This is a genomic window from Paraburkholderia sp. SARCC-3016 (assembly GCF_031119615.1).
Classification (GTDB): Bacteria; Pseudomonadota; Gammaproteobacteria; order Burkholderiales; family Burkholderiaceae; genus Paraburkholderia.
Window position 1 is genome coordinate 1 of the sequence record NZ_JAVHZD010000031.1, and the last position, 12877, is coordinate 12877.

Here is a 12877-nt window from a genome sequence, read left to right on the forward strand (position 1 = left end):
GGCCAAGCGGTCTTAGGAAGACAAAACATTCTACCAACTCCTTGGCTCACAGAACGACATGGCTACGATCCGACTTCCTGAAGGCGAACGAGAAATCGGCCGGTAATAGCGGCCAGAGTAGGAAAGAAGCCCTTGACGTTGGGAAAGGAAAGCGCGCGCATCACGAGCCGGCGCTGCGGCTCCCACGCCGCGCCTTCCGCCGAAAATACGCCGTTCCCGCCCAGTTCCGCCATAACGGATTCCATCGGCGCAAATCGTCGATACAGATGCGGACGCTCGCGCATGACGATCTGGAACAAATCGGCCTGGGTCCACACGGTGACCGGAATCGTGCCGAGTTGAACGCGGTATGGCGAACCGAATTGCTTCGCCCATTGCTCCAACGTCAGGTGCAGCTTCGCCGGCGCCATCTGGAAGAGATTGCCTAGCAGCGGTACGCCTCGCGGGCATGGCAGAGCTGCAACGGTGCGAAGGGTCGGGGGCGCATCGAATTGAAGGTCGGCCATACTTTCCTCCGCTTCGCATGCCGCCATACGAGGGTGACGGCCATGAAAATCACTTTAGCCAATCGCGTCAGCGTTTTCCAAGCCTTGACCTGAGCGAAGCGCTTACTTGCCCCGCTGCGCATCGAAGGCCAGGTTTAACTATTGGCTCTCGCGATTTTTCATTGCTTGTCGATCGGGCCTCGCCCCGGAGACAGTAGCGTTCCTGATCGTGGAGAACGTGGAATGACTGATCGTCGCGGTTTTGCAAAAGCAGCTCTGGCTGTTTCAGGTATGTGTTCTTTCGTGATGTTTTGCCCGATGGCAAGGGCGCTTGCCCAAAACGACAAAGCAGCATCCGATGCGCTATCGACTGCCCTGCGGAACATCGAAGCCGAGCGCGGAGGCCGTCTGGGCGTAGCGGTACTCGACACGCAGACCGGTAAAAGCGCGGGTTACCGAGCGGACGAGCGGTTTCCGATGTGCAGCACATTCAAGCTGTTAGCCGCCGCCGCGGTGCTTTCCCGGATCGACCGCGGCGACGATCGATTGGACCGCCGCATTCGTTTCGCGGCGAGCGATGTGGTGGTGAATTCTCCGGTTACGCAGAACAGGTCGGGTCCGGAGGGCATGACACTCGCGGAAATATGCGAAGCGGCCATGACCTATAGCGACAACACGGCGGGCAATCTCATGCTGACAAGCATCGGCGGACCCAAAGCGCTCACCGCCTATGCGCGCTCGCTCGGCGATACGGTGACGCGTCTCGACCGGATCGAACCTGAACTGAACGAGGCGCTTCCCGATGATCCGCGCGATACGACGTCACCGGCCGCCATGCTGTCGAATCTCCGCGAGCTCGTAACGGGCAACGCGCTACAGCGAACGTCGCGAGACCGTCTAAGCGGATGGCTCATCGGCAATAAAACCGGCGGGTCGAGACTGCGCGCGGGACTGCCGCGCGAATGGCGAGTCGGGGATAAGACCGGCGCAGGCGAACGCGGCACGACAAACGACGTCGCAGTCGTCTGGCCGTCGGAAGGAAGCCGCCCGCTTTTCATATCGATCTATCTGACCGGCGATCCGATCGACGGAAAGCACCAGAATGCGACGATCGCTTCCGTCGGAGCGGCGCTTGCCCGATGGCGCGGTTAGTGGCTAGCTGTGGGCAGTAGTGCCGACCACGCTACCGTCACCGAAAACGCGCCAAGCACGATAGCCGCACTCCGCAGCACATATACCGGCTTAAGCCATGCAAGTCGCCCCTTTCCCAACTGCGCGCCCACTGCCACCCATAACGAGCCGATCGGAAAAAGCAACGCAACGAACGCTCCCATCACTTCCATGTAGCCCGCCACACTGGCAAACGCCGCCGCAGGAAACAGCGTTCCGCCAAACAGGATCGCCTTGGGGTTCAACAGCGTCGCGACAAAAAGCATCCGCATATTCACGGTTCTCCGCTGCCCGCCCGCGAGCTCGAGCGTCGCGCTCCACATGCGAATCGCAAGCCACGCGATATAGACCGCGCTCACAAGGCGCACTGCCCACGGCAACCAGGACACTGCTCGCGCGAGTTCGAGCAGAAACATGCCCCAGAACGAGATCGCGATCAGATATCCGCAACATTCGGCTACCGTCAACCTGGCCGCACGGCGAAAGCCATGCTCGAGGCCCGCCGCCGCTAGTAGCGTGTTGGTCGGGCCAGGCATCACGAGCACGAGAAACACTGCAAGCAGGCAGGTGTACAGGTTGGATAGCGGAATCATGCTCTTTGAGTTTATCGTTCGCGTTGGTCTGAATGCTTTGCCAAGGGCATCGTGACTGCGGTGCAGTCACACGCCGCCGCGAAGTATATATCGCGCGTTGGGCTTCTCCGCTTGCACGGTCTCTCAGGCAACACGCAAACAAATGCGGACGCAACGATCGAACGGATCGAGCAGGACCACGCGTCGACCATGCGTGCTTCATGCGGGCCATCGAGTATCAGCCGAGACGAAACGCAGATCGCGCCACTCGACACGCACGCCCCGTCAACGCATTCGTCTGACACACCACAACGTCGCCGCCATCACGCACACGCCGACGATCTGGGTTGAACCAAGCGCGTGTCCATACGCCACCCTATCTACCAGAATCGCGGTCAACGGATAAACGAACTGCAGCACCGCGATATTGCCGGTTCTCAATCGGCTCATGCCCGCATAGAGCACGACATAGGCAAGGCCCGTATGAATCACCCCGATACCCGCAAGCCATCCCCACGTAGCGCCCCAACGCGGCAAACCATGCAGCATCGGCCACCAGCCCGTCGCCAACATGCCGATCAGACATTGCCACCATGCGAGCGCGAAAGAGCTGACCTGCGTCGCCATCCTGGCGATCATCGTGACGCCCGCGTAAGCGAATGAGCCGACGAGGCACATCGCCACGCCGCTCCAATAGTCCGCCGATACGCCGCCATCCGGCTGATCGGAGCGATTCAACACGCCCGTCGCCAGCACGAGTCCGACGAGTGCGACGACCGTCGCAATCGCGCGTTGCGCCGAAATTCTTTCGCGCAACAGCCACGCGCCCATCGCGATGACCCAGAACGGCTGCACATGGAAAATCACGGTCGATACGGCAATCGACGTGCGCGGAATGGCCGCAAAAAAGAGTCCCCAGTTCACGACCATCAGCAGCCCCGCCGCTACGGCGCAGCGCAACGCGCGCCCGCTCAGACGCAGCTCCGCGAGACGCCCTTGCGCAATGCCCCAAAGCGATAGCGCAAGGCAGCCGAAGACGCATCGGAACAGAACGGTCGTGAACGGATCCTGCGCCGCCTCCTCGATAAAGATACCGATGGTGCCAAGCATGACACCGCCCAGCACCATCAAAACGGTACCGCCTCGCTCATGGCCGGCAGCGCGTTGCGGGTCGGTGGCTTGCCCGGTACTTATGACGCCGGACGTCGATGTCGATGTCGATGTCGAAGATTTCATGCAGCGCATTCTGTGCGCATTGACGACATCGCAAAAGCGAATTTATATTGGTTTAATCCTTCGAAAATCGAATAGATGCGATGTTACCCAAAGACCTCCAGACGGACTGGCTGCGCGCATTCGTGGCGGCCGTCGACACCGGCTCGCTCACTGCCGCCGCTCGGCTCGTCTACCGTTCTCAATCCGCGGTGAGCATGCAAATCAAGAAACTCGAGGAGGTGGTGGGCAAACCGCTGCTTTCCCGCGATTCGAAGCACGTGTCGCTCACGCCCGTCGGTGCGGACTTGCTCGTTTACGCACGCCGCATGCTCGAATTGCAAGCGGAAGCATTGGCCGCCATTCATGGCGCCCATATCACGGGCCGCATTCGCCTCGGCGTACCCGACGACTACGCGATGGCCTATTTGACGCCCGTGCTGCGTCAGTTTTCGACGCGCTATCCGAACATCGAGGTCACGCTCGTGTGCGAGCAGTCCACCGTACTGATCCCGAAGGTCGATCGCAGCGAACTCGAGCTCGCCGTCGTCACACGCGATCATCCCGAGCGCGGCACGCTGCTGTTCCGCGAAGGTCTGGTGTGGGTGGGCGATGAACAACACGAAGCGTGGCGCCGCAACCCGTTGCCGATTGCCGTGCACGAAGCCGGCAGTCTGCCGCGCGCCATTGCACTGTCAGCGCTCGCTGCCCAGAAACGCGACTATCGCATCGTGTATCACAGCCCGAACGTCGCGGGCCAGCATGCGGCGGCCGCCAGCGGCATGGCAATCGCCGTGCTCACACGCTGCAGCGTGCCGCCCACGCTGAAGATTCTCGATGCGCGGCATGGCTTGCCCGATCTGCCCGAGCTCGATGTCGCGCTGGTCCGGGGTAAGAAGTCGGTGCGCTCGCCAGCCGTGGATGCGATGCACGAGCAGATCGTGCTTGCGCTTGGCAAAGGCGCCGACTGACGCGCAGCGCCCCGACCGCATTCAAAGCTGCCAGCCAAGCCCCAGGCTTTTCTGCAACGACACAAAATCCTTCAGCAACTCGGCTTGCCCCGCGACGACATTCTGCTGCGCGCTGAATTCCTGGCGCTGCGTGTCGAGCAGATCGATCAATGTCGATACACCCGCGGTATAGCGCTGCCGCATCAGTACCGCCGAGTGAGTGGCCGACGCTTCCACCTTCTGCAAGGTGACGACATGCTCACGTTGATGCCCATAGCGCGAAAGAGACGAATTCGCGTCCTGCAGCGCCTCGAGCACGGTCTTCGTATATTGGGCTTCGGCTTCGTCGCGCGATGCCTCGGCCGCATGCACACTGCCCAGCGTGCGGCCGAAATCGAATACATTCCATTGCAGATACGGTACGGCCACCCAGCTGAAATTGCTTTTGCGTATCAAATGGCCCGGATCGCTGGCGCTAAAGCCGATATCGCCAAGCAGCGTGACCTTCGGAAAGAAATCGGCAACATGTTCGCCGATCTGCGCATTGCTCGACGCGAGCCGCCGCTCCGCAGCGCGAATATCGGGGCGTTGCTGCAACAGCGCCGACGGATCGCTGATGGCGACCGTCTCGGGCAACGCAGGCAGCGGCCGCGTGGCGCCCAGCTGTTCATCGAGTGCGCCTGGCGCGCGCCCGGTCAGCACCGCGAGACGATCGAGCGAATCGGTCACTTGCGCGTCGAGCGGACTCAGCGTGGCGCGCGTGTTCTCGACCTGCGTGGTCAGACGTTCGACATCGACGTCGGCAGCCGTGCCGCGCGCACGGCGCTGCTGCGTGAGCGTCAATATTGTCTGCTCGGTCTGTGCCTGACGCTGCGCGAGTTCGAGACGCGTCTGCTCGTCACGCAGTTCGATATAGGTGCGTGCGACCTCGGCCGCGAGCGACACTTGCGTATCAGCAAGATCCGCGTCGACGGCCTGCGCATTCGTCGATGCCGCTTCGATCGCGCGCCGCGTGCCGCCGAACAGATCGATTTCCCACGACGCGTCGAATCCGGCCGTATAGAACTGCAACGGGCCACGCCCCGACGACGATGAATTGCCATTGCCGCCGTTATTGCCATTAGTGAAGGCGCTCAGATCCGGCTCGCGCGTGCGCAGCGCGGCCGCATTCGCCGACAGTTTCGGCAACTCGTTGGCATGTTGCTGATCGAGCTGTGCGCGCGATTCGCGCAAGCGCGCCTGCGCGATATGCACGTCTGGACTATGCGCAAAAGCGGCCGCGATGAGTTCGTTCAGCTGTGGATCGCCGAATGCGAGCCACCACTGGTTCGGAGGCGCGGAGGTGGCGGTCGTACCGGAGTTGGGCGCACGCACGAACGTCTTGTTGCTCGTCGAATCTTGCGCGACGGCCGGCGCACCGCGATAGTCGGGGCCGACCGTGCAGCCCGACGATACAAACACAAGCAGAAGCGCCGGCAAAAGCGCAGCGCGCGTGCGTGCAAAACACGAAGGACGGTTGAACGTCATGATGGGATCAAAAGACATTAATGCCCGGCCGACGAAGGCGGGGGCGCATTCCTGCGCGGCGTTTTCAACAGCAGCGCGAGCGGAATGCATGCAAGCAGCGCGATACCGAGCAGATAGAAGGTTTCCGAATAAGTCATGACCGTAGCCTGCCGCTGGATCTGCGTCGCGAGTTGCCCGAGCGCGCGCATCCGCGAGTAGGCCATATCGCCCGTATGCGCGAACCAGCCGGCCGCATTAGTGGCGAGGTTTTCCTGGCCGATCAGCGAATTCGCGCTGACCGACTCGCGGATCATCGCGGTATGAAACGTCGTGCGCCGATCGATCACGGTGCCGATGATCGCAAGGCCGATCGACCCGCCGAGATTGCGCGCCATGTTGTACAAACCCGCGGCATCGCCCGAATCCTCACGCGAGACGGCCGCCATCGACGCCTGGTTGAGCGGCATCATCGCGAGCATCTGGGCGGTGCCGCGTATCAGTTGCGACCAGACGAAGTCGTGCCCGACACTCTGCGCGGTCAGATCGATATCGAGCAGGCAACTGGCCGCATAGAGCAGCAGCCCGGTAATCACGAGCAGGCGAAAGTCGAATTTCGCGAGCAGCCGCGGCAAGACCGGCATGATCATGAAAGCAGGCAAGCCGGAAAGCAGCATGATCGCGCCCGACTGCTCCGCGTTATATCCGGCCACGATGCCGAGAAACTGCGGCAGCAGATACGACACGCCATACAGCGCCGCGCCCACTGCCGATACGATCACAATCACGCTTGCGTAGTTCGGATTGCGCATCAGGCTCAGGCGCAGGATCGGTTTCCTCGCAGTCAACTGCGAGGCGCCGATCAGAAGCATGCCGAACACCGATACGCACGTCAGCGAGACGATCGTCGACGACTCGAACCAGCGTTCGCGCTGCCCCTCTTCGAGCACCACCGTCAGCGAACTGAGCCCGATCGCAAGACCGACGATGCCGAGCCAGTCTGCCTTCAGGAAAGCCTCCCAATGCGGCTTATCCGATGGCAGACCGACGACGAGCAGCGTCATCAGCGCAAGGCAGATCGGCAGATTCATGAAGAAGCACCAGCTCCAGCTGATGTTTTCCGCGAGCCATCCGCCCACCACGGGCCCGAGCAGCGGCCCGAGCAACACGATCAGACCGAACATGGTCATGCCGACCGGCAACTGCGACATCGGCAGCCGCGTGCGGATGATGGTCTGCGCGGTCGGAATCAGCGCGCCGCCGGTGAAGCCCTGCCCGATGCGGCCGGCGATCATCATCGGCAGCGTGTGCGACCAGCCGCACATCATCGAAAACGCGATGAAGAGCGCCGAATTCGCGAACAGGAAATTGCGTAAGCCGAATACGCGCGTGAGCCATGCGGCAAGCGGAATCATCACGATCTCCGACATCAGATAGCCGGTCGAGATCCACGTGCCCTCGGTGCCCGTTGCGCCGATTTCGCCTTGAATTTGCGGCAGCGCCGAGTTCGTGATGGAAATATCGAGCGTCGCCATCAACGCGCCGAGCGCGCCCGCCGCGACGGCGATCCAGTCGCTCGCGCTGGCGCGCGGTTCGGCGTGCGATGCGGCGGATGAATTAGCCACGATGGTTCTCGGCGTCGATGCGTGCATCGCGGTCGCGCGCCGAACGCGTGTCGACGTCGACCGTCACCGAGAGCCCCGGCAACAGCACGCTGCGCGTTTCAGGGCCTGTCTCGAGACGAATCCGCACAGGCACGCGCTGCACGATCTTCGTGAAGTTGCCGGTCGCGTTCTCGGGCGGCAGCAACGCGAACTGCGAACCCGTGCCCGGCGAAAAACTGTCGATCACGCCGTGCAGATCGTGGCCGGGCAACGCATCGACGTGCATATCGACCGGCTGGCCGACGCGCATGCGGCCCACCTGCGTTTCCTTGAAATTGGCGATGAGATAGGTGTTTTGCACGGGCACGACCGTCAGCATCCGTGTGCCCGGCTGCACGTATTGCCCCACACGCACCGTGCGGTCGCCGACCTTGCCGCCGAGCGCACTGCGCACCATCGTGTTGTCGAGATCGAGCTGCGATTGCGCCGCGCTTGCCTGTGCCGCTTCGAGTTGCGCGTTGGCCTGCGCGAGCTGCGCGGTGAGCGAAGCGATCTGCGAACGTGCGGCGTCCACGGCAGCCGCGTTCGCGGCCAGTGTGGCATTGGCCTGATCGCGGCTGCTCGTCAGTTCCGAAAGCCGTTCGCTGGTTTCGGCGCCGGTTGCGATCAGCGGCGCGTAGCGCCGCACTTCATCGCTGGCATGCTGCGCGCTCACGCGCGAGACCTGCTGCTGTGCGAGCGCCTGCGCGATATTGGCCTGCTGCTGTTTGATGTCGGCCTGCGCGCGTGCGATGTCGGCGCGGCGCGCGTCGACCGTGGCGAGCGCCTGATCGAGCGCGACCCGGTACTGACGGGCATCGAGCTGCACGAGCGGATCGCCGGGCTTGACGACCTGGTTGTCCCCGACGAACACCTTCGTGACGTAACCGGCCACTTTTGGCGCGACCGTCACGCTATCGGCCTGCAAATACGCGTCGTCCGTGCTTTCGATGAAGCGGCCCACGGTCCACCAGCGCACGAGCCAAAGCGCGCCGACGATCAGCGCGGCGGTGCCCAGCACGATCAGCACCGTACGCCGGCTGGGGCGCTTCGCGCCCGATGCGGGAGAATGTCCGGCTGGTTCGCCCGGCAGAGGGCGGGAAGGAGAGCCTGCGGTCGTCGACATTGTTATGGTCCAATTCTTTCCAACCGGCATAATTATTCCAGTCGTTAAAATTGTGTCAAGTGTTATATTTCTCGGGAGCAACGGAGAGAAACGCATGAACCCCGCAAAGAAGCTGCGCAGATCGCCCGATGGCGGGTATGCGCGCGGCGACGAAACGCGCCACCGCATCATCGATGCCGCAGTCGAGCTGTTCGGCGAATACGGCTTCGATGGCGCGTCGACACGCGATATCGCGGCGCGCGCCGGCGTCAACGCACCGGCGCTGCAGTACTACTTCGAGAACAAGGAAGGGGTGTATCGCGCGTGCGTCGAAGCGCTGGCGGACGAAGCGTGGAAGACCTTCGGACCGGCAGTCGAGCACGCACAGCACGTGCTGCGCGAAAACGCCGACACGTCAGTGCTGATCGACGCGTTCCTGCGCATTCAGGAAGCGATCGCCGATGCCGCCTTTGCAAAAACAAGCAAACCGGGCCGGCGCATGTTCTTCGCACGCGAGCAGGCCGGCTACGAACCCGAAAGCGCTTCGGAAATCCTCGTTTGCAAAATACGGGAGCCGCTGAACCAGGCGTGCGCGGCGCTCATCGCGCGCATTTCCGGGCTTGCCGCCGACGATCCGACCACGCTGATCCGTAGCTTTAGCCTCAATGGGCAAATGGTGATCTTTCACGTTGCGCATCGCTCGACGCTCGCGATGCTGCGCTGGAAAAACATCGACGCGGAGAAGGCCCAGTTGCTGAAGTCGACCATACGCGAACAGACGCGCACGCTGCTCGAGCAATGGAGCATCGAGCGGGACAAAACGCATCAGCCTGCGGCCGGCCGCGCCACTGCCAGAACGAAGCCGCGCAAATAGCGAATACGCCCCGCCGCATACGCTGCGCCGAGTCCTCGAAGCGATGTCCGGGACCTGCCTGCGTATTCGCGCAGCGCCGTCGGAATCAGCACAAACGGCGTATATTCAATGAAGTCGACATGCGCACGCATGCGCGCCGGCAATGACGTAATGCCAGGATCCCGTACTCCGACTGGACACAATCAGACGAATGCGCACGCAACGTTGGGAACAACCGATGCGTGATGAGCGTTATCTCATTGAAGGAGACGTGACATGAACCACTCGCTGAAACTCTGGCTAATTCTTCCGGCATCGGCATTGGCACTGGCGTTCGCTCTAGCCGGCTGCGCCGCCGCCGGCGGCGGCACGCAGCAAGGCGCGCGCACGCATCTGAGCCCGGCACAATGCCGCGACCTGACCGCGCTTCGAAACAAGGAGCCTCTCACGCGCGAGCGCAACCTGAGCCAGCTCGCGGCCCTCGAAGCCGCGGGTTACAACCCGTCGTGGGGCTTCGATCCGTACTATCCGGCCGATCTTCAAGCCGCACAGAAGCGCGTCGACCAGTGGTATGCCGAAGATTGCCAGCAGGTACAGCCCAATTGAGGCACGCGTCGCCGTTCAATCGGCCGTAGCTTGGTTCGCTGTTTCCGCAACGCGCATGCGGGGCCTGTTACGTGTTATGCATTCAACCGGCTCACGCGCAAATCGCCCCAGGCACGGCGCCGGCAAGCCAACCCATCTGTCCGATCGCCGCACGGTCCGCCTTGCCCTGCTCGGTAAGCGGCACGTGCCGTGCCGCCAGCACCCGTACCGCGCGCGCGACGTTCACGCCGCACGCCGCTTCGAGCTTCCGGGTACAGCGTGCGACATCGATGTGCTTGCCCGGCCACGGCACAGCCACGGCGTTCCAGACATGCCCACGCGCGACATCTTCGGGCGCCGCCGCCAGGGCCACCGCGTAGCGCACTTCGGGCAGCGCACATAACGGCGACTCGATTTGCGCCGGGCCGATATCGGCGCCATCGACCGTCGCAACATCGGCCGCGCGGCCGAGCACATGCAAACAGCCCTTCTCGTCGACGAAGCCCACGTCGCCCGTCACGCACCATCCGTCGTTGAACTTGTGCGCTTCCTCGACCGGCTGATGGTAATAGCCTTGCGCGACGGCGGCCGACTGCACTTCAATGCCGCCAGTCTGCCCAGCGTGCGCGAGCGTGCCGTCCGTGCGGCGAATACGCACCGTGACATCCGGCCGGATACGTCCCGCGGAATGCAGCAGGTGCGGATCCGACAGATAGTCCGACGGCGACAGCGCACTCACGAGCCCCGCTTCGCTCGCGCCGTACGTATGCGTCAGCACCGGGCCGAACCGCGCAATCGCGCGGCGCCGCAGTATCGCCGGCGCCGATCCGCCGATATGCGTGATCGAGCGCAACGAAGAGAGGTCGCGCCGGCGCACGTCCGGGTGATCCATCGTATCGAACAGTTGCGGCTCGACGAGCAGCACGTCGGTAATGCGTTCGGCTTCGATCGTCGCCAGCGTGTCGGCCGCATCGTGGCGAGGCTTCAACACGACCGTCCCGCCGCCTGTCAATGTATTGTCGACGAGCACTTGCGACAGATAAGCGAGCGCGCCGTTGACGAGCTGCCGACGGTCCTCGGGACTCGGCGCGCCGACCAGCATCGAATAGGCAGCGAAGCTGCGCCGGCTCGCTTTCGGCACACCTGTCGAGCCGCCCGACGAAACAATGACCGCAAGATCGTCGGGGCTCGCGCAACAGCGCATCGGAAGCTCGGATTGCACGCGCACGAGCCGATCGAAACGCGCATCGACCGGGCCCGCATCGACATGGACGACGCGGGTGTCGACGCCCGCGGGCACGAGATGCGCCGTCTGCGCGAAGGCAACCAGCAGCGCAGGTTGAAGGCGAGCCACCAAAGCCGCACGATGATGTGCCGACGCGACGGCGGGCAGGAACATCGCTGCCGCGCCAAGCAGGTTCGCCGCATAGCGAATGGCGAGTGCATCGGGGCAGTTCGGCGCAAAGAGCGCGACGAGCGAGCCGCGCCCGATACCGAGCGTCTCAAGCGCGCGCGCATGACGAAAGATCGAGGCGCTAAACGCATTACCGGTTACGTCTTCGTCCAGATAGCGCAGCACCGTGCCGTCGGCACGTCTTTCCAACTGATCGAGCAGCACGTCGACATAGGGTCGAAACGCCGCTTCCTCCTTCGATTCCATGACCGCCCCTCGTTGCCGATCCGATGGAAGCAGTATGCCCGTGCAAAATGAGGACTAAATGAGCGGCAATTCTGACCCCGTCTACTCAGCCTTCCCCTGTCGCGGCGCGCACGGGAATACCTTCGATCGGGCATTCCGGCGTACCCGGCGCGCTACGCGTCATCGCTTCGACCTTCTTGCGGGCCGCGTCGGGATCGGCGATCCAGTCGCGATAGAAGCCGAACGGGCACGCCGCCACGCCATGCATGCTTTCGCCTGAATTGATGAGGCCGGTGTAGCCGCGATGCAGCAGCTTGTACAAATGATTCTGCGACTGCATATTGCGCCGCGCGTCGCGAATCAGGCTCAACGACAATTCCGCGTATTGCACGCCCATTTCCTCCTCGCCGCATTCGCCAAGCGTGCGCCCGTCGAAACCGACGATTGCCGAATGCCCGAAATACGAATACACGCCGTCCCAGCCCGTCGCATTGGCGACGGCGACGTAGGTGTTGTTCATCCAGGCCATCGTCTTCGACACCATCACCTGCTGCTCCTTCGCCGGGTACATGTACCCCTGGCAGCGTACGATCAGCTCGGCGCCCTGCATCGCGCAATCGCGCCAGATTTCGGGGTAGTTGCCGTCGTCGCAGATGATCAGGCTGATCTTCAGCCCTTTAGGCCCTTCCGACACATACGTGCGATCGCCCGGATACCAGCCTTCGATAGGCGTCCACGGCATGATCTTGCGATACTTCTGCACGATCTCGCCATGATTGTCGATCAGCACGAGCGTGTTGTACGGCACCTTCTTCGGATGCTCTTCGTGACGTTCGCCGGTCAGCGAGAAGACGCCCCATACGTTGGCCTTGCGGCACGCCGCGCTGAACACTTCGGTTTCCGCGCCTGGAATCACCGCCGCGGTCTCGAACATTTCGTCGCGATCGTACATGATGCCGTGCGTCGAATACTCGGGGAAAATCACCAGATCGAGCCCCGGCAGACCCTGCTTCATGCCCGTTACCATGTCCGCAATCTTGCGGGCGTTGTCGAGCACCTCGGCTTTCGTATGCAGACGCGGCATCTTGTAGTTGACTACGGCTACGCCCACGCTGTCCTTGCTGCTCGAAATGTCACCATGTCGCATCGCTGTTCCTCCA

The 12877-nt window shown here is 62.7% G+C and carries 13 protein-coding genes; 4 read left to right on the plus strand and 9 right to left on the minus strand.

The genetic code is table 11. The features are described 5' to 3' along the window. Nucleotides 1-62: 62 nt before the first annotated feature. Entirely contained in the window at nt 63-506 is a 444-nt protein-coding gene (locus tag QYH69_RS26995; protein ID WP_308834781.1) for a cytochrome P450, read from the minus strand. A gap of 222 nt (nt 507-728) precedes the next feature. On the opposite strand from QYH69_RS26995, the gene bla reads away from it, so the two are divergent. Next, entirely contained in the window at nt 729-1637 is a 909-nt protein-coding gene (gene bla / locus QYH69_RS27000; protein ID WP_374992507.1) for a class A beta-lactamase, read from the plus strand. Here the strand turns inward: bla and QYH69_RS27005 are convergent. Beyond that, on the minus strand, nt 1634-2248 hold the full coding sequence (locus tag QYH69_RS27005; RefSeq protein WP_308834783.1) for a LysE family transporter: 615 nt from the start codon (nt 2246-2248) through the stop codon (nt 1634-1636). The two genes, bla and QYH69_RS27005, sit on opposite strands and share 4 nt — an antisense overlap. A gap of 264 nt (nt 2249-2512) precedes the next feature. After that, the gene (locus QYH69_RS27010) at nt 2513-3463 is read right to left on the minus strand and encodes a DMT family transporter (RefSeq protein ID WP_308834784.1); all 951 of its coding nucleotides are present in this window, start codon (nt 3461-3463) and stop codon (nt 2513-2515) included. A gap of 80 nt (nt 3464-3543) precedes the next feature. Between QYH69_RS27010 and QYH69_RS27015 the strand changes: the two genes are divergently transcribed. Beyond that, nucleotides 3544-4410, plus strand: coding sequence for a LysR family transcriptional regulator (locus QYH69_RS27015; protein WP_308834785.1), 867 nt, complete (start codon nt 3544-3546; stop codon nt 4408-4410). Nucleotides 4411-4431: 21 nt separating this feature from the next. On the opposite strand, the gene QYH69_RS27020 is transcribed toward QYH69_RS27015, so the two are convergent. Genes QYH69_RS27020 through QYH69_RS27030 form a run of 3 tightly spaced genes read right to left on the minus strand, consistent with a single transcriptional unit; the run spans nt 4432 to nt 8661 of the window. Beyond that, a complete protein-coding gene (locus tag QYH69_RS27020) occupies nt 4432-5916 on the minus strand; it encodes an efflux transporter outer membrane subunit (RefSeq protein ID WP_308834786.1) in 1485 nt (494 codons plus the stop codon). 17 nt (nt 5917-5933) lie between these two features. Beyond that, nucleotides 5934-7544 carry an MDR family MFS transporter gene (locus QYH69_RS27025; protein ID WP_374992508.1) on the minus strand — a complete coding sequence of 537 codons (1611 nt, stop codon included), beginning with the start codon at nt 7542-7544 and terminating at the stop codon, nt 5934-5936. Further along, on the minus strand, nt 7510-8661 hold the full coding sequence (locus QYH69_RS27030; RefSeq protein ID WP_308834788.1) for an HlyD family secretion protein: 1152 nt from the start codon (nt 8659-8661) through the stop codon (nt 7510-7512). The genes QYH69_RS27025 and QYH69_RS27030 overlap by 35 nt, the downstream gene beginning before the upstream one ends. A 94-nt stretch (nt 8662-8755) precedes the next feature. Between QYH69_RS27030 and QYH69_RS27035 the strand changes: the two genes are divergently transcribed. Then, entirely contained in the window at nt 8756-9514 is a 759-nt protein-coding gene (locus QYH69_RS27035) for a CerR family C-terminal domain-containing protein (RefSeq protein WP_308834789.1), read from the plus strand. Here QYH69_RS27035 and QYH69_RS36150 read toward each other — a convergent pair. Further along, nucleotides 9466-9645, minus strand: coding sequence for an MAPEG family protein (locus tag QYH69_RS36150; protein ID WP_374992509.1), 180 nt, complete (start codon nt 9643-9645; stop codon nt 9466-9468). The two genes, QYH69_RS27035 and QYH69_RS36150, sit on opposite strands and share 49 nt — an antisense overlap. A 124-nt stretch (nt 9646-9769) precedes the next feature. Between QYH69_RS36150 and QYH69_RS27040 the strand changes: the two genes are divergently transcribed. Further along, nucleotides 9770-10099 carry a DUF4148 domain-containing protein gene (locus QYH69_RS27040; protein WP_308834790.1) on the plus strand — a complete coding sequence of 110 codons (330 nt, stop codon included), beginning with the start codon at nt 9770-9772 and terminating at the stop codon, nt 10097-10099. Nucleotides 10100-10190: 91 nt separating this feature from the next. On the opposite strand, the gene QYH69_RS27045 is transcribed toward QYH69_RS27040, so the two are convergent. After that, nucleotides 10191-11738 carry an AMP-binding protein gene (locus QYH69_RS27045; protein WP_308834791.1) on the minus strand — a complete coding sequence of 516 codons (1548 nt, stop codon included), beginning with the start codon at nt 11736-11738 and terminating at the stop codon, nt 10191-10193. Between the two features lie 85 nt (nt 11739-11823). Further along, entirely contained in the window at nt 11824-12864 is a 1041-nt protein-coding gene (locus tag QYH69_RS27050) for an aliphatic amidase (protein ID WP_308834792.1), read from the minus strand. Between the last annotated feature and the right edge of the window lie 13 nt (nt 12865-12877).